Raw genomic sequence first — 14,940 nt, forward strand, 5'->3', positions numbered from 1 at the left:
GAGGAATGAGGCGAACTCCGTCCGCGAATACTAACGCGATCCCCGGACGCTGCCGCCGGGCCGGCTCGAGACGCGACGCCCGCTTGCCCGGGCCCGCGCGATCGGCTACGGTTGGCGGCCATGAAGCGCTGCCTCCTGCTGCTGGTGGATGGCCTCCGCCCCGACGTCGCCGAAGCCGCGCTGGCCCGCGGCGAACTGCCCGCGCTCGCCGCCCTGACGGGGGCGCAGGGACGGACCCGCGGCATCACAGTCTTCCCTTCCACCACCAGCGTGGCCTACCTCCCCTTCCTGACCGGCTGCACGCCGGGCCGCTGCAACATCCCCTCCATCCGGTGGCTGGACCGCGAGCGCTACACCGGCCGGTGGTGGGCGGAACGCGACCTGGTCCGCAGCTACTGCGGCTACCAGGCGGGGCGGCTCGACGGCGACGTAACCCCCGGCATCCGCACCATCTTCGAGCTGGTCCCGGAAAGCCTCGGCATCTTCACCCCGGTGGCCCAGGGCCTCACGCCCGCGCGCAATCCCGCCAGCGGCGAGCGCCAGTTCTGGGGCGCGCTGGCCCACTATGCCGAGTGGCACCAGCCCTCCGACGATGCCGTGACCCGGCACCTGCTCCGCGGGGTGGACGCAGGCTGGCGCTTCATCTTTGCCCAGTTCCCCGCGGTGGATGGCTATACCCACCAGAGCACCCCTGACGGTCCCAAGGTGCTGCGGGCGCTGCGCCTGGTGGACGCGACGGTGGCCCGCGTGGTGGCCCGCCTGCGCGCGCGCGGCGAACTCGACGACACCCTGATCGTGATGGTCAGCGACCACGGCGCCTCGGTCGTGCATACCCACCTGGACCTCGCCACCTGGTTCCGCGGCCAGGGCGTGCGGACCCTGTCGCACCCGGTGATCTGGGAGCGGGACCCCGCCGCGGCCGTGATGGTGGCCGGCAACGGCTCGGCGATGGTCTATGCGCGGCCCGGCGTGCCGCGACGGGAGCGCTGGCCCCTGGCGCGCCTGCGCGAGAGCGCCAGCTTCGGCGTCACGCAGGATGTCATCGCCGCCCTGCTGGCCGAACCCGCCGTGGCGTGCGTGGCGGCGGAAGAGCGGCCCGGCGTGGTGCGGGTGGCGGCGGGTGACGGGGGCGGCGAGGCGCTGCTGGAATCCGCGGGCGAGCGGATCGCGTACCGGCGCCTCACCGGCGACCCGCTGGGCGTCAGGGATGACCGCTCCCTGACGGCGGCGGAGTGGCTCGCCGCCACCTGGGACGGACCCTACCCCGATGGCGTGGTGCAGCTGCTCGACCAGTTCCGCGCCCCCCGCACCGCCGACCTGCTGGTCATCGCGCGCGAGGGCTACGACTTCCGCGAACGGTTCGAGGTGCCGGAACACAAGGCGGGGCACGGCAGCCTGATCCGGGCCCACATGCAGGTGCCGGTCTGGGCCAGCGTGCCGGTGCCCTCGGACGCGCTCCGCACCGTGGACGTCTTTCCGGCGATGCTCGAGTGGCTGGAGGTGCCGGTCCCCGGGGGAATCGACGGGCAGCGGGTCTGGAGCCCGGGAGCAGTCCCGGCGGTTGCGTAAACGCGGTGGGGAGGCGATTTTCCCTCCCCCAACGCGCCCGTAGCTCAGCTGGATAGAGCGCTTGCCTCCGGAGCAAGAGGTCGGACGTTCGAATCGTCTCGGGCGCATGCACCAGGCCCCGCCGTCACCGCTGACGGCGGGGCTTCGTGTTGCCGGGGGCCCCTACTGGTAGCGCCGGGCCATCTCCTCCAGCGGCACCGGCGTGATGCGGGCCGCCTGCCCGTTGCACCCGAACGCCTCGAACCGCGCCACGCAGATGCCCTTCGCCGCCTTCCGCGCCTCGATCAGCGCCTTGCGCGGGTCGAACTCGCTCTTGTGCTCGGCGAAGACCTGCCGCATCGCGCCCGTCATCGCCAGGCGGATATCGGTGTCGATGTTCACCTTCCGCACCCCGGTCTTGATGCCGCGCTGGATCTCCTCCACCGGCACCCCGTAGGTCTCCTTGATCTCCCCGCCGTACTTGCGGATGATCGCCAGCCACTCCTGCGGCACGCTGGAGGAGCCGTGCATCACGAGGTGCGTGGTGGGGAGCGCCGCGTGGATTTCCGCGATCCGGTCCATCGCCAGGATGTCGCCGGTCGGCTTGCGGGTGAACTTGTACGCGCCATGGCTGGTCCCGATGGCGATGGCCAACGCATCCACCCCGGTCTGCGCCACGAAGTCCTTCGCCTGCGCCGGGTCGGTGAGCAGCATGTCGTGGCTCAGCTTCCCCTCGGCCCCGACGCCATCCTCCGCCTCCGCCTCGCCGGTCTCGAGCGAGCCGAGGCAGCCCAGCTCACCCTCCACCGACACGCCCACGGCGTGGGCGAACTCCGCCACCTTCCGGGTCACCCCGACGTTGTACTCGTACGAGGATGGCGTCTTGGCGTCGGCGAGCAGCGACCCGTCCATCATCACGCTGGTGAAGCCGGAGCGGATGGACTGCTGGCAGACCGCGGGCGAGGTGCCGTGGTCCTGGTGCAGCACCACCGGGATGTCGGGGTGCGACTCGACCGCCGCCAGCACCATGTGGCGCAGGTAGGGCTCGCCGGCGTACTTCCGCGCGCCCGCCGAGGCCTGCAGGATCACCGGCGACTGGGTGGCCTGGGCCGCCTCCATGATCGCCTGGATCTGCTCCAGGTTGTTGACGTTGAACGCGGGGACGCCGTAGCCATGCTCGGCGGCGTGGTCGAGCAGCTGACGCAGGGACACGAAGGCCATGCCGGATCCTCTCCAGGGTAGGTGACGGGCGTATCGCTCGGGCCGCCGGCGGGGCCGGCGGCATGCGGGGATCAGTCGGGGGCGTGCTCCCCGGTGGCGTGCCACCGGCGCAGGTCGTCCAGGGATACCCGGCCGGTGGCGGCAGCGGCCGGGGACGGGTGCCAGGTCGCCGGTTGGTCCAGCCCGTCGCCCACGGCCAGAGCCCCCGGCAGCTCGCCGGTGGCGAAGTACACGCTCCGGGTCACGATCACCGGCACGCCGGCCGCGCGGGCCGCCGCGACGCCCGCCGGCGAGTCCTCGATGGCCAGCGCCCGTGCCGCCACCAGGCCGAGGCCGTGCAGCGCCGCCTGGTACACGGCGGGGTCGGGCTTCTTCCGCGCCACATCCTCGCCGCAGACGATCACGCCGAACCATGCCGGCCACGCCGCCCCCAGGTGGCCCTCGAGCAGCGCCGCCACGTTGGCGCGGCTGGTGGTCGTGGCGATGCCCAGACCGAGGCCCTGCGTGCGGCACTCCTCCAGCAGCTCCCGCACGCCGGCCCGCAGCGGTACGCGCCCGCCGCCCACCAGCTCGGCGTAGATCGCGTTCTTCCGCGCGTGGAGCTCCCGGGCCAGGGCCAGGCGCTCGTCGGGCGTAGCGGGCGCGTCGTCCCGCGCGGCCATGTCGTGCAGCAGGCGCTCGCGCCCGCCGGCGACCGCGAGCAGCGCGCCGTACCGTTCCGCGTCCCAGCGCCAGGGCACCCCGAGGGCCTCGAACGCGCCGTTGAAGGCCACCCGGTGGCCATCCCGTTCGGTCTCGGCCAGCGTGCCATCCACGTCCCAGAGCAGCGCGGCGGGTCCCGTCACGCGCGGGGCGTCACCCCGAGGGCGAAGTCGGCCACGTCCAGCAGCCCGGGAAAGACCCGGTCCGGGTCGGCGGCGGTGATCGGGGAGCCGCCGTTGTATCCGTAGGGCACCGCCCACGCCGCCACCCCGGCGTTCCGGGCGGCCTGGACGTCGATGGCGGAATCCCCCACGTGCGCCGAGCGGGACAGCTCGCCGCCCAGCACCTGGACCACGTACCGGAGCACGCGCGCATCCGGTTTCTTGTGCGGCAGCGTGTCCCCGCCGATCGTCAGCGCGAAGAACCCGGCCAGGCCCGTGACCTCGAGCACGCGGTGCGCATGCCGGGCCTCCTTGTTGGTGACGCAGGCGACCTTCACGCCGGCGGCCCCGAGCCGTCGCAGCGCGGCGACGGCGCCCGGGTACGGCGCTGCGGTCGTGCCGGTCGTCAGCGCGTAGTGGTGATCCATGCTCTGCTGCACCCGATCCACCGGCACCGAAGCAGCCAGCCCCGGCTGCTCCTCGAAGACCCGGCCCAGCAGCCGGAGGATCAGCTCGCGGGTGCCGTGCCCGATGAACCCGACGATCTCCGGCACCGGCCGGCGGGCGATGCCGTGCTCCTCGAGCGCGCGGCACGCCGCCTCCGCGATCTCCGCGGCGGTATCGACCAGGGTCCCATCGAGGTCGAAGCTGACGAGGTCATACCGCACCGCGGGCGTTACCGCCGCGGCCCGGCCGGCGACGCCGCCCCGGCCGCGCAGCGCTCCACCGTCTCGGCCAGCCGCTCGGCGGTGAGGCCGAAGTGCGCGTACACGGCGGGCCCGGGCGCCGATTCCCCGAACGTGTCCACGCCGAGGGCCGCCCCGCAGCCGTACTGCGCCCACCAGCGGCTGACGCCGGCCTCGATCCCGACCCGCGGGAGTCCGGGGCCGAGGACGCGCTCGCGCCACGCCGGCTCCTGCCGGTCGAACGCGGTGGTCGAGGGGATCGACACCACGCGCACCGGCACCCCGCGCGCGTCGAGGAGCTGCTGCGCGGCCATGGCCAGGCCCACCTCGGACCCGGTGGCCAGGATTGCCGCCACCGGCGCGGGCCGGTCGCTGAGGACATAGCCGCCGCGGCGGATCTCCTCGACCTGCGCCGGCGTGCGGGCCTGGGCGGGCAGGTTCTGGCGGGAGAGCAGCAGCGCCGCCGGCCGCTCGGCCGCGGCCAGCGCCTCGGTCCACGCCACGGCGGTCTCCGCCGCGTCACAGGGCCGCCACACCTCGAGGTTCGGGATCAGGCGGAGGCTCGCCGCGTGCTCCACGGCCTGGTGGGTGGGGCCATCCTCGCCGAGGCCGATGGAATCGTGGGTGAAGACGTGGATCACCCGGAGCTTCATCAGCGCGGCCATCCGGAGCGCGTTGCGGCTGTAGTCGCTGAAGGTGAGGAAGGTGCCGCCGTAGGGAATGAAGCCGCCGTGGAGCGCCATCCCGTTCATGATCGCGGCCATCCCGAACTCGCGGACGCCGTAGTTGATGTGCCGGCCCCCGGGCTCGCCGCCGCGCACCGCGCCGCAGCCGGGGAAGTCGGTGAGGTTGGAGCCGGTGAGGTCGGCGCTGCCACCGATCAGCTCCGGCACCCGCGGGCCGAGGACCGCGAGCGCCTTCTGCGAGGCCTTGCGGGAGGCGATGGCCTCGGGGGCGTCGCCCAGCGCCAGCGTGGCCCGCCGGGTCTCGGCGAAGTCGGCGGGGAGCTCGCCCGCCATGCGGCGCGCGAACTCCGCGGCCAGCGCGGGATGCGCGGCGCGATAGGCCTCGAACCGCCCGCGCCACGCCGCCTCGCGGGTGGCCCCGGCGGCCCGGGCATTCCACTGCCCGGCGATCGCGGCCGGGATCTCGAAGGCGGGCTCGGGCCACGCGAGCGCCGCCCGGGTGGCGCGCACCTCGTCGGCCCCGAGCGGCTCGCCGTGCGCCTTGGCGCTCCCGGCGCGGCCCGGGGAGCCCTTGCCGATGGTGGTCTGGCACACGATCAGCGTCGGCCGGTCGGCCGACTGCCGCGCCTCCCCGATGGCCCGGCCGACGGCGGCCGTGTCGTGGCCGTCCACCGGCCCGAGCACGTTCCAGCCGTAGGCCCGGAACCGCGCCGCGGTGTCGTCCACGAACCACCCCGCCACCGCGCCGTCGATGGAGATGCCGTTGTCGTCGTAGAGCGCGATCAGCTTGCCGAGCTTCCAGGCTCCCGCGAGCGCGCAGGCCTCGTGGCTGATCCCTTCCATCAGGCAGCCGTCGCCCAGGAAGGTGTAGGTGTGGTGGTCCACGATGGCGTGGCCCGGGCGGTTGAACTCGTCGGCCAGCAGCTTCTCGGCCAGCGCCATCCCCACGGCGTTGCTGATCCCCTGCCCCAGCGGGCCGGTGGTGGTCTCCACGCCGGGGGTGAGCCCGCGCTCGGGATGGCCGGGGGTCCGGCTGTGCAGCTGGCGGAAGCGCTTGAGCTCCTCCAGCGGCAGGTCGTAGCCGGTGAGGTGCAGCAGCGCGTAGAGCAGCATCGAGGCGTGCCCGTTGGAGAGCACGAAGCGGTCGCGGTCCGGCCAGGCGGGGTTGGCGGGGTTGTGGCGCAGGTGGCCGTGCCACAGCGCCACCGCCATCTCGGCCATGCCCATCGGGGCGCCAGGGTGGCCGGAGTTGGCCTGCTGCACGGCGTCCATCGCCAGCGCCCGGAGGGCGTTGGCCATCACGTCGCGGTGCCCGTGGTCGGGCCGCACCACGCGGTCGGCGGAGGCGCTGCTCATCAGAGGGCCCCGATCGCGCGCTTGCGCCGTTCCATCATCCGCCAGATGAACGGGGTGAAGATCAGCTGCATGGCCAGCTCCATCTTGCCCCCCGGCACCACGATCGTGTTGGCGCGCGACATGAACGAGTCGTCCACCATGGAGAGGAGGTAGGGAAAGTCGATGCCCTTGGGGTTGGCGAAGCGGATCACCACCATGCTCTCGCTCGCGGCCGGGATGTCGCGGGCGATGAACGGGTTGGAGGTGTCCACCATCGGCACCCGCTGGAAGTTCACGTGGGTGTGCGCGAACTGGGGGCAGATGTAGTGCACGTAGTCCGGCATCCGGCGCAGGATGGTGTCGGTGACGGCCTCGGCGGAGTAGCCACGGACGTGCTTGTCGCGCCACAGCTTCTGGATCCACTCCAGGTTGATCACCGGCACCACGCCGATCAGCAGGTCCGGGTAGCGGGCGATGTTCACCTCCTCGGTGACCACCGCGCCGTGCAGCCCCTCGTAGAACAGCAGGTCGGTGCCCTCGCCCATGTCCTCCCAGGGGGTGAAGGTCCCGGGCTCCTGCCGGTACGGGGCGGCCTCCACGGGGTCATGCAGGTACTTCCGGCTGCGGCCCCGCCCGGTCTCGGCGTAGGCGCGGAACAGCGCCTCCAGCTCCGGGAAGAGGTTGTTGGACGGCCCGAAGTGGCTGAAGTGCTTGTTCCCGCCCTTCTCGGCCTCCGCCTGCCGCAGCCGCATCTCGGCCCGGTCGTAGCGGTGGAAGCTGTCGCCCTCGACGATCGCGGCCTTGAGGCACTCGCGCCGGAAGATGTTCTCGAAGGTGCGCGTCACCGAGGTGGTGCCCGCGCCGGAAGAGCCGGTGATGGCGACGATGGGGTGCCGTTCGGACATGCCCTGGTCCCGTGGAGTCGGTGGTGGCCTAGTCGCGGAAGAGACTGCGTTCGCCGAACAGCGGGGCCCCGGTGTCCCGGGACGCCGGCTCCTGGTGGTAGCGCTCGATCCGCTCCACCTCGTGGCGGGAGCCGAAGACCAGCCCGATGCGCTGGTGCAGCGCGCTGGGCGCGACATCGAGCACCGGCTGCCGGCCGGTGCTGGCCCGCCCGCCCGCCTGCTCGATGATGAAGCCCATCGGGTTGGCCTCGTACAGGAGCCGCAGCCGGCCCGGCTTGGCGGGGTCCTTGGTGTCCCGGGGGTACATGAACACCCCCCCGCGCATCAGGATGCGGTGCGCCTCGGCCACCATCGACGCGATCCAGCGCATGTTGAAGTCCTTGCCCCGGGGCCCGGTCTTCCCCGCGAGGCACTCGTCGACGTAGCGCTTGACCGGCGGCTCCCAGAAGCGGCTGTTGGAGCTGTTGATCGCGAACTCATGGGTGTCCGCGGGCACCGTGATCTGCGGGTGGGTGAGCACGAACTCGCCCAGGTTCGGGTTCAGGGTGAAGCCCACCACCCCGTTGCCCACCGTCAGCACCAGCATCGTGGTGGGGCCGTAGATGGCGTAGCCCGCCGCCACCTGGGTGGCCCCGGGCTGCAGGAAGTCGGCCTCGGTCACGTCCCGCCCGGTCTCGCAGACCTCGGCCGGCGCCCGCAGGATCGAGAAGATGCTCCCCACCGAGACGTTCACGTCGAGGTTGCTCGAGCCGTCGAGCGGGTCGAACACCAGCAGGTACTTGCCCCGGGGGTACTGCGCCGGGATCTGCCACGGCACGTCCATCTCCTCGGAGGCCATGCCGGCGAGGTGGCCGTTCCACTCGTTCATGCGGGTGAAGAGCTCGTTGCTCACCACGTCGAGCTTCTTCTGCTCCTCCCCCTGCACGTTGATCCCCCCCGCGGTGGCCGGCACGCCCGGGCAGAGCGCCTCGGCCAGGTCCTCGAAGGCCACGATCCGGGCGATCGCCTTGCAGGCGAGCGAGACGTCGAGGATCAGGGCGTTGAGGTCGCCGCTCGCCTCGGGAAAGCGGCGGCGCTCCTCGATCAGGTACCGCGTGAGCGTCCAGCGGCGCGACAGGGGCATGGCGGGTCTCGGGGGTCGGGCGGGGTCAGCGGGCGCCGCCGAACAGCCGGCTGGCGCGGATGTCCGAGGGTTCCAGGGTCGTCAGGTCGTCGCGCGACAGCTCGCGCTCCGGCTGGGCGAACAGCCGGCTGGCCTGGCGCAGGCGCATCCGGTCGAGCGCGTTGCGCACGCTGCGCGCGTTGGCGAAGTGCGGCTGGGCCAGGCGCAGCGTGAGGTACTCGGCGAACGTCTCCCGGCCGCCCGGGCCGAAGCGGTAGCTCATCCCCTCGAGCATCCGGTCGCCGATCTGCAGCAGCTCGTCGTGGCTGTAGTCCGGGAAGTCGAGGTGGTGCGCGATCCGCGAGCTCATCCCGGGGTTGGAGCGGAAGAAGGTGTCCATCCGGTCCTTGTAGCCGGCCAGGATCACCACCAGGTCGGCCCGGTTGTTCTCCATGACCTGGAGCAGGATCTCGATCGCCTCCTGGCCGTAGTCGCGCTCGTTCTCGGGGCGGTAGAGGTAGTAGGCCTCGTCGATGAAGAGCACGCCGCCCATCGCCTTCTTGAGCACCTCGTTGGTCTTGGGCGCGGTGTGGCCGATGTACTGCCCCACCAGGTCCTCCCGGGTCACCGCCACCAGGTGGCCCTTCCGGACGTACCCCAGGCGGTGGAGGATCTCGGCCATGCGCATCGCGACCGTGGTCTTCCCGGTGCCCGGGTTGCCGGTGAAGCTCATGTGCAGCGACGGCGTCTCGGCGGCCAGCCCGAAGTTGAGCCGCAGCTTGTCGATGACCAGCAGCGCCGCGATGTCGCGCAGCCGCTGCTTGATCGGCTGCAGGCCGATCAGGTCGCGGTCGAGCTCGGTGAACACCGACTCGACCTGGCTCTGCGCCAGCACCTCCGCCACGGTGCGCGCCGCCGGCAGCCCCTCCGCCGCCGGGGGCGGGGGGGGCGGCGCGGCGGGCGTGGCGCCGGGAATGACGTAGCGCGGCTGGCTCACGCCGCGCCCCGGCCGGCCTCAGCCGTCACGGTACCGCTCGCCCTCGGGCGCGTCGGCGGCGTAGCCCCGCGTGGTGTAGCGCAGCGAGCGGCCGTCGACCTCGTTCCGCTCCAGCTGGAAGCCGGGCTCGTGCCGGGGCCGGTTGACCAGGAAGCTCATCGCGATCGACTCGACCCCGCGGGTGGAGTCGAACGCCATCAGGCGGATGTAGTGGTTCGGGAACGTCTTGCGGCAGGCGTTGAGCTCCAGCAGCACCCCCGCCGCGTCCTTGAGGTCGAACATCGGGTTCCCGAACATCTCCCAGTAGGTGTTCCGGGGATGCGGGTCGTCGGTGTACTCGACGCTCCAGGCGTACTGCTTCCGCAGCCCGTACTCGACCTGCAGGGTGATCTCGGCGTCGGTCAGGTCCGGCAGGAAGCTGAACTGCCCCTGCGTCAGGCGGCCGGTCGGATTGGTCATCATGGTCGGGATCTCCTCGGCTCACGCCGACGCGGTGGGCGTGGTGGCGAAGTCGCTGGTGTCGGTCGACGTGTAGTTGAAGGTGATCTCGCCCCAGGTGTCGAGCGCCTGCTTGAGCGGGGTGCAGTGCCGTGCCGCCTCGACCAGGATGTCGGGCCCCTCCCGCAGGATGTCGCGGCCCTCGTTGCGCGCCTTCACCATCACCTCCAGCGCCACCCGGTTGGCCACCGCGCCGGCCTGGATCCCCGACGGGTGGCCGATGGTCCCGCCGCCGAACTGCAGGATGACGTCATCGCCGAAGAGGTCGAGCAGCTGGTGCATCTGGCCGGCGTGGATGCCGCCGGAGGCCACCGGCATGACCTTCTTGAGGTCGGCCCAGTCCTGGTCGAAGAAGAGGCCGCGCGGGAGGTCCTGCCTGGTGTAGGCATCCCGGCAGATGTTGTAGTAGCCCTGGACCGTCATCGGGTCGCCCTCGAGCTTGCCGACGGCGGTGCCGGTGTGCAGGTGGTCGCAGCCCGCGAGCCGCAGCCACTTGGCGATCACCCGGAAGCTCACCCCGTGGTTCTTCTGGCGGGTGTAGGTCCCGTGGCCGGCGCGGTGCATGTGCATGAGCATGTCGTTCTTGCGGCACCAGTTGGCCATCGACTGGATCGCGGTCCAGCCGATGACCAGGTCGACCATGACCACCACGGAGCCGAGCTGCTTGGCGAGCTCGGCCCGCTCGTACATGTCTTCCATGGTCGCGGCGGTGATGTTGAGGTAGGACCCCTTCACCTCGCCGGTGGCCGCGCTGGCCTTGTTCACCGCGTCCATCACGTACAGGAACCGGTCGCGCCAGTGCATGAACGGCTGGCTGTTGATGTTCTCGTCGTCCTTCATGAAGTCGAGGCCGCCCTTGAGCCCCTCGTACACCACCCGGCCGTAGTTGCGGCCCGAGAGGCCGAGCTTGGGCTTGGTGGTGGCGCCGAGGAGCGGCCGGCCGAACTTGTCCAGCCGCTCCCGCTCCACCACGAGGCCCGTCGGCGGGCCCTTGAAGGTCTTCACGTAGGCCACCGGGATCCGGATGTCCTCCAGCCGCGCGGCCTTGAGCGGCTTGAACGAGAAGACGTTGCCGATCAGGCTCGCCGTCATGTTGGCGATCGACCCCTCCTCGAACAGGATCAGGTCGTACGCCACCCACGCGAAGTACTGGCCCGGGGTGTTCGGCACCGGGTCCACCCGGTAGGCCTTGGCCCGGTAGCTGTCGCAGGCGGTCAGCCGGTCGGTCCAGACCACCGTCCAGGTGGCCGTGCTCGACTCGCCCGCCACCGCCGCCGCCGCCTCGATCGGGTCGACGCCCTCCTGCGGGGTGATCCGGAACAGGCAGATGACGTCGGTCTCGCGGGGCTGGTAGTCCGGATCCCAGTACCCCATCTGCCGGTACTTCAGGACCCCGGCGGCATACCGCTTCTTCTTGTCCCGGGCGAGATCATTCGCGTCGGCGGGGGTCGCGGGATCCACATGGCCGGCCATGGCAGCTCCTGGAGGTCTGTCGTGCACGATTGACACTGCGGATATGCCAACTTAGGATCACTATCGAATAAGCGAAAGTCACAATTTCCTTTGGCTCACATAAGCCTTGGCTTATCCATGGAAGTCTCCTTCCGACAGCTTCGTGTCTTCATCGCCGTCGCCCATCAAGGCAGCATGGCCCGGGCGGCCGCCACCCTCCACGTCACCCCGCCCGCCATCTCCATGGTGATCCGCGACCTCGAAGCCCAGGTCGGGCTGCCCCTGTTCGACCGGGAGGGGCGGAAGCTCAGCCTCTCCGCCGGCGGCAAGTGGTTCCTGGAGCATGCGCGCAAGCTGATGGCCTCGCTCAAGGAGGCCGAGGACGCCATGGCGCGGTTCCGCCGGCTGGAGGAGGGGTTGCTGACCATCGGGATCGTGAGCACGGCGAAGTACTTCGTGCCCCGGCTGCTCGCCCGCTTCCGGCTGACGGCGCCCGGGGTGGAGCTGCGCCTCCGGGTGGCCGGCAACCGCGAGGCGCTGGTGAACCTGATGATGGCCGGCGAGGCCGACCTGACGGTGATGGGCCGCCCGCCCCGCACCCTGGCCACGCGGGCGGAGGTGTTCGCCCAGCACCCGCTGGTGTTCGTGGCGCCGGCGGGCCACCCGCTCCTCGCGATCGGCCGGCTGCAGGTGACCGACCTCGCGGACTACCCGTTCATCGTGCGGGAGCCGGGCTCGGGGACCCGGGCGGCGATGGAGCAGTACTTCGCCGAGCAGAGCTTCATGCCGCGCATCACCATGGACACCTCGAGCAACGAGACCATCAAGCAGGCGGTGATGGCCGGGATGGGCCTCTCGTTCCTCTCCCGCCACACCCTCGACCTGGAGCTGCGGAGCGGCCTGCTGGGGGTGCTCGACCTCGAGGCCACGCCCGTGATGCGCACCTGGAACGTGGTGAGCCTGCAGTCCAAGCTCCTCTCGCCCGCGGCGGACCGGTTCCGCCAGTTCATCCTGGCCCACGGCGAGGCGCACCTGCTCGCGGGCGAGGCCCCCACGGCGGCGTAGCGCCCGCCGGACGCACCACGCCCCGTCGCGCAGGGCGCGGCGGGGCGTTACCCAGGTCCCCGGGCGGTCACGCGTCGAGCGCCCGGCGCTTCCGCACCTCGCGCACCACCACCGCCGCGGCGGCGAGGGCGCCCACCAGCGCGCCGGTCTTCGCGGCCCTGGCGCCTACCTTGCCGGTGGCCCGCACCTTGGCCTTCACCGCCTTCCGGCCCTCCGCCACCAGCACCCGGGTTTCCACCTTCTGGTACGCCTTCCGCGCCGCCTCCCGTCCCTTCGCGGCGAGCTTCCTGGTCAGCCGTGTCATCGCACCCTCCTGTGGGCCCTTCCTATATGTAGGGACCGGGGACTGAAGCGGGGGTGGGGATGGCGTGAAGGGGTCCGAGGGGCTTTCGCGGGCGGCTCGAGCGGCGGGGACGCCGCCTCGGGGTGTGCGATCACGCGGCGTGGGGGCCAGCCGGCTACGGGGTCGCCCCCGTGGCCGGCGTGCCAGGCCCGAGCGTGGCCCGCCCGATGGTCCCGGCATCAGTCCCGAACCAGAGGCTCCGCGATTTCCGGTCGAACACCATGTGCCGCACCACCACCCCGCCACTCCCGGCGATGGGAACCGGCGTCCCGAACCGGCCGGTCCGCGGATCGAAGCTCACCAGCCGGTTGGGCTGCACCCCGGTCTCGACCTGCCAGACCATGCCCTGGTCGTCCCCGGCCATGGCGTAGGGGGCGGAGCGGGCGCCGGCGGGGTTCGGCCACTCGGAGAAGCTCCCGGTGGCGGGGTCCAGCCGCACCAGCTTGCCCCGGTTGTAGTCGCCGGCATAGACCTGGTCGTTCGCGGCGATGACGATCCGGCGCGGTCGGGCGGCGGGATCGGGAATGGTGAACTCGCGCAGCGCGTAGCTGACCGGGTCGATGGTGCCGATGCGGTTGCCACCGAACTCCACGAACCAGGGGCGCCCCTTCGAGTCGAGGCCGATCCCGTAGGGCCGGGAGCCCGGGAGCGGCATGCGCACCACGCGGATCGCGCCGCTCCGGGGGTCGAGGTGGGCCACGGCGTTGGACGCCTGCAGGGTGAACCAGAGGCTGCCATCGGGGGCGAAGGCCAGGGTGTGCGGGTCGCTCAGGTCGGCCGCGGGCATGGGCCAGGTCCGCACCAGCCCGGAGGCGGGATCGAGACGGCCGATGGTGCCGTTGCGATTGCCGGTGAACCAGGGGGCGCCGTCGGGCCCGATCACCACGTTGTGCGGCAGGGTTCCCGCCTCGAGCTCGAAGCGGCGGAACGTGCCGGTGCCCGGGTCCAGGACGCCAACGTAGTTCCCCACCTGGCCCACGAACCAGACCCGGCCATCGGCGGCCACGGTCGGGTCGCGCGGACGGGTATCGGACCAGGGAACGGTCCACTCGGTCACGGTGGCCTGCTGGGCGGCGGCGGGCGCGGCGAGGGCGGCCAGCAGGGGGATCACGGCCACTGAGGGATGGCGCATGGCGGCGGGCTCCGGTGAAGGGGATCGGATGCCGTGCCACGGGACGGCACGGGTCCACCATTGTACCCCCGCGGCGCGCGCGGGGTTTCGCTACGCGGGGCCCGCGCCGAGCGCCGCTCCCATGGCGGCCAGGTGCGCCGGGGTGCTGCCGCAGCAGGCGCCGATGATGCGCGCGCCGCGGTCGCGGGCGGCGAGGGCGTAGCGCGCCATCACCTCGGGTCCGGCATCGTAGACGGCGCGGCCCTCCACCAGCCGCGGCATCCCGGCGTTGGCCTTGGCCACCACCGGGACCGACGGGGCCACCGCCACCATGCGCCCGATCACCTCGAGCATCTCGTCGGGCCCGTTGCCACAGTTGGCGCCCAGGGCCGACACGCCGAGCCGGGTCAGCTCCTTCACCGCCTGCTCCGGGCGGACCCCCATCATGGTGCGGCCCTTGGTGTCGAAGGTCATGGTGGCGATCACCGGCAGGCCGGGCGCGACGTCCTGCACCCCGGTCACCGCGGCGGCCACCTCGGCCAGGTCGGCCATGGTCTCGATCCAGATCAGGTCCGCGCCCCCCGCCACCAGCGCCCGGGCCTGGGCCGCGAAGCCCTCGCGGGCCTCCGCCACCGAGAGTGGCCCCAGCGGCGCGAGCATCAGCCCGCTCGGCCCGATGTCCCCGGCGATCAGCGCCCCCGGCGCCGCGGCGCGCGCCACCGCGACGGCCGCGCGATTGAGCTCGTCGAGGCGGTCCGCCAGGCCGTGCCGCTCCAGGCGGAACCGGCTCGCCCCGAAGCTGTTGGTCAGGATGATCCGCGAGCCGGCGGCGGCGTACCCGGCATGCACCGCGCCGACCCGCTCCGGGTGGATCACGTTCCACAGCTCCGGCGCGGCGCCCAGCTCGAGTCCCTGCGCCATGAGCGCGCTGCCCATGGCGCCGTCGGCAAGGATGGCACCGGGCGTGGCGAGCAGCTCATCCCATCGGGTCATGCGGAGCGCGTCCTTTCTCTCTGGGGCGAGTCGCGCGTCGTGGAGCGGAACCGCCCCCCGGCGCGCGACCGGAAACGGGACCTGCGCGTCGGTGATTGCGGACCCCTTGGTGGCCCCAGAATATTGCGCCGTCCC

Annotated in this window: 14 protein-coding genes and 1 tRNA gene; 3 read left to right on the forward strand and 12 right to left on the reverse strand. The window is 72.2% G+C overall.

Translation table 11 applies throughout. The features are described 5' to 3' along the window. The first annotated feature begins 120 nt into the window (after nucleotides 1-120). Together IPJ95_16060 and IPJ95_16065 are read left to right on the forward strand one after the other, a co-directional pair. Entirely contained in the window at nucleotides 121-1,569 is a 1,449-nt protein-coding gene (locus tag IPJ95_16060) for an alkaline phosphatase family protein (GenBank protein MBK7925111.1), read from the forward strand. Between the two features lie 33 nt (nucleotides 1,570-1,602). Beyond that, nucleotides 1,603-1,676: transfer RNA gene (locus IPJ95_16065), tRNA-Arg, on the forward strand. A gap of 55 nt (nucleotides 1,677-1,731) precedes the next feature. On the opposite strand, the gene IPJ95_16070 is transcribed toward IPJ95_16065, so the two are convergent. The 9 genes from IPJ95_16070 to IPJ95_16110 form a co-directional block, all read right to left on the reverse strand. Then, nucleotides 1,732-2,769 (reverse strand): fructose-bisphosphate aldolase class II, encoded by a 1,038-nt coding sequence (locus tag IPJ95_16070; GenBank protein MBK7925112.1) that lies wholly within the window; start codon nucleotides 2,767-2,769, stop codon nucleotides 1,732-1,734. Nucleotides 2,770-2,840: 71 nt separating this feature from the next. Then, on the reverse strand, nucleotides 2,841-3,614 hold the full coding sequence (locus IPJ95_16075; protein ID MBK7925113.1) for an HAD-IA family hydrolase: 774 nt from the start codon (nucleotides 3,612-3,614) through the stop codon (nucleotides 2,841-2,843). Then, nucleotides 3,611-4,300 (reverse strand): HAD-IA family hydrolase, encoded by a 690-nt coding sequence (locus IPJ95_16080; protein ID MBK7925114.1) that lies wholly within the window; start codon nucleotides 4,298-4,300, stop codon nucleotides 3,611-3,613. Before IPJ95_16080 ends, IPJ95_16075 begins: the two co-directional genes overlap by 4 nt. A gap of 8 nt (nucleotides 4,301-4,308) precedes the next feature. After that, entirely contained in the window at nucleotides 4,309-6,360 is a 2,052-nt protein-coding gene (tkt, locus tag IPJ95_16085) for a transketolase (GenBank protein MBK7925115.1), read from the reverse strand. Further along, nucleotides 6,360-7,244: a phosphoribulokinase gene (locus IPJ95_16090; protein ID MBK7925116.1), complete on the reverse strand. Its 885-nt coding sequence runs from the start codon at nucleotides 7,242-7,244 to the stop codon at nucleotides 6,360-6,362. Before IPJ95_16090 ends, tkt begins: the two co-directional genes overlap by 1 nt. A 28-nt stretch (nucleotides 7,245-7,272) precedes the next feature. Beyond that, nucleotides 7,273-8,367, reverse strand: a complete 1,095-nt coding sequence (locus IPJ95_16095; protein ID MBK7925117.1) for a class 1 fructose-bisphosphatase — start codon at nucleotides 8,365-8,367, stop codon at nucleotides 7,273-7,275. 25 nt (nucleotides 8,368-8,392) lie between these two features. Beyond that, the gene (gene cbbX / locus IPJ95_16100) at nucleotides 8,393-9,343 is read right to left on the reverse strand and encodes a CbbX protein (GenBank protein ID MBK7925118.1); all 951 of its coding nucleotides are present in this window, start codon (nucleotides 9,341-9,343) and stop codon (nucleotides 8,393-8,395) included. Between the two features lie 18 nt (nucleotides 9,344-9,361). Next, nucleotides 9,362-9,805, reverse strand: a complete 444-nt coding sequence (locus IPJ95_16105) for a ribulose bisphosphate carboxylase small subunit (GenBank protein MBK7925119.1) — start codon at nucleotides 9,803-9,805, stop codon at nucleotides 9,362-9,364. Nucleotides 9,806-9,823: 18 nt separating this feature from the next. Further along, nucleotides 9,824-11,314 carry a form I ribulose bisphosphate carboxylase large subunit gene (locus tag IPJ95_16110; protein MBK7925120.1) on the reverse strand — a complete coding sequence of 497 codons (1,491 nt, stop codon included), beginning with the start codon at nucleotides 11,312-11,314 and terminating at the stop codon, nucleotides 9,824-9,826. Between the two features lie 117 nt (nucleotides 11,315-11,431). Between IPJ95_16110 and IPJ95_16115 the strand changes: the two genes are divergently transcribed. Further along, nucleotides 11,432-12,358: a LysR family transcriptional regulator gene (locus IPJ95_16115; protein MBK7925121.1), complete on the forward strand. Its 927-nt coding sequence runs from the start codon at nucleotides 11,432-11,434 to the stop codon at nucleotides 12,356-12,358. Between the two features lie 67 nt (nucleotides 12,359-12,425). Here the strand turns inward: IPJ95_16115 and IPJ95_16120 are convergent, their stop codons facing one another. The 3 genes from IPJ95_16120 to IPJ95_16130 form a co-directional block, all read right to left on the reverse strand. Then, entirely contained in the window at nucleotides 12,426-12,662 is a 237-nt protein-coding gene (locus IPJ95_16120) for a hypothetical protein (protein ID MBK7925122.1), read from the reverse strand. Nucleotides 12,663-12,816: 154 nt separating this feature from the next. Then, on the reverse strand, nucleotides 12,817-13,833 hold the full coding sequence (locus tag IPJ95_16125; protein MBK7925123.1) for a lyase: 1,017 nt from the start codon (nucleotides 13,831-13,833) through the stop codon (nucleotides 12,817-12,819). A 90-nt stretch (nucleotides 13,834-13,923) separates the two neighbouring features. After that, nucleotides 13,924-14,805 carry a homocysteine S-methyltransferase family protein gene (locus tag IPJ95_16130; protein MBK7925124.1) on the reverse strand — a complete coding sequence of 294 codons (882 nt, stop codon included), beginning with the start codon at nucleotides 14,803-14,805 and terminating at the stop codon, nucleotides 13,924-13,926. Nucleotides 14,806-14,940: the final 135 nt, after the last annotated feature.

Source organism: Gemmatimonadota bacterium (assembly GCA_016713785.1).
In the GTDB taxonomy this organism is placed as follows: Bacteria; Gemmatimonadota; Gemmatimonadetes; order Gemmatimonadales; family GWC2-71-9; genus JADJOM01.

Bases quoted from the DNA above. Each gene is read 5' to 3' on its own strand.
- IPJ95_16060 (MBK7925111.1), top strand. From the start codon at position 121: ATGAAGCGCTGCCTCCTGCTGCTGGTGGATGGCCTCCGCCCCGACGTC.
- IPJ95_16070 (MBK7925112.1), bottom strand. From the start codon at position 2,769: ATGGCCTTCGTGTCCCTGCGTCAGCTGCTCGACCACGCCGCCGAGCAT.
- tkt (MBK7925115.1), bottom strand. From the start codon at position 6,360: ATGAGCAGCGCCTCCGCCGACCGCGTGGTGCGGCCCGACCACGGGCAC.
- IPJ95_16090 (MBK7925116.1), bottom strand. From the start codon at position 7,244: ATGTCCGAACGGCACCCCATCGTCGCCATCACCGGCTCTTCCGGCGCG.
- IPJ95_16095 (MBK7925117.1), bottom strand. From the start codon at position 8,367: ATGCCCCTGTCGCGCCGCTGGACGCTCACGCGGTACCTGATCGAGGAG.
- IPJ95_16105 (MBK7925119.1), bottom strand. From the start codon at position 9,805: ATGATGACCAATCCGACCGGCCGCCTGACGCAGGGGCAGTTCAGCTTC.
- IPJ95_16110 (MBK7925120.1), bottom strand. From the start codon at position 11,314: ATGGCCGGCCATGTGGATCCCGCGACCCCCGCCGACGCGAATGATCTC.
- IPJ95_16115 (MBK7925121.1), top strand. From the start codon at position 11,432: ATGGAAGTCTCCTTCCGACAGCTTCGTGTCTTCATCGCCGTCGCCCAT.
- IPJ95_16120 (MBK7925122.1), bottom strand. From the start codon at position 12,662: ATGACACGGCTGACCAGGAAGCTCGCCGCGAAGGGACGGGAGGCGGCG.
- IPJ95_16125 (MBK7925123.1), bottom strand. From the start codon at position 13,833: ATGCGCCATCCCTCAGTGGCCGTGATCCCCCTGCTGGCCGCCCTCGCC.
- IPJ95_16130 (MBK7925124.1), bottom strand. From the start codon at position 14,805: ATGACCCGATGGGATGAGCTGCTCGCCACGCCCGGTGCCATCCTTGCC.